Source organism: Moraxella bovis, assembly GCF_002014975.1.
GTDB classification, from domain to species: Bacteria; Pseudomonadota; Gammaproteobacteria; order Pseudomonadales; family Moraxellaceae; genus Moraxella; species Moraxella bovis.
This window is the reverse complement of the sequence record NZ_MUXV01000080.1, coordinates 1-596: the sequence shown is the minus strand read 5'-3', so window position 1 is coordinate 596 and position 596 is coordinate 1. Positions and strand designations below refer to the sequence as shown.

The following is a 596-nucleotide window of genomic DNA, read 5'->3' as shown; positions in this document are numbered from 1 at the left end:
CAAAAGTTGGTAATTTACGGTTATGAAGACACAAATTACCATTCCTTGACCAAGTTGCCTGTCGGTTAGTATAAAGAAAAATGGCATAGAAAGCTATGGCAAACAGAGCTATTTTTGCAAAGATTGTCATAGACAGTTTGTTCATCATTTACAGCTTACTGACAAAGGTTGTCAATCTTACATCAATGACAAAATACGCTTAATGTCAGCTTGTGGTTGTCGTATTGCTGACATTGTGATACTTGAACAAGTCAGTAAGGGTAAAGTATTTAGCGTGCTTGCAAACAGTAATCACCAAATCAAACCAAGACAAAAGCATTACAATACCTTAAAGATAGATGAGTTTAGGTATGAGTTTTAACAAAATTGCTTGTGATGATTGGGACAGCTTTCTTGTTGCTTTTAAGCACTCTATCAAACAAGTGGGCAAACGCTTTACCGTTGGTATTGAAGGCAACAACACAAGGCTTAGAGCCTTTGTTAGGCGAGCATTTAGAAAAACGTGTTGTTTCTCTAAAAACCTAACCAATCATCTTAAAGCATTTGACTTGGTGTTTCATTATATCAACCATGGGTGGGTGTAGCATACTTTTTGG

At 36.6% G+C, this 596-nt stretch carries 1 protein-coding gene and 1 pseudogene; both read left to right on the top strand.

Features of this window, described 5'->3' with window-relative positions:
- The first annotated feature begins 58 nt into the window (after positions 1–58).
- Positions 59–361 (top strand): IS1/IS1595 family N-terminal zinc-binding domain-containing protein, encoded by a 303-nt coding sequence (locus B0182_RS15425; RefSeq protein ID WP_483406810.1) that lies wholly within the window; start codon positions 59–61, stop codon positions 359–361.
- Positions 342–584, top strand: a pseudogene (locus tag B0182_RS15420) (IS1 family transposase); the annotation flags it as partial. The gene B0182_RS15425 and the pseudogene B0182_RS15420, both read left to right, overlap by 20 nt.
- Positions 585–596 lie beyond the last annotated feature (12 nt).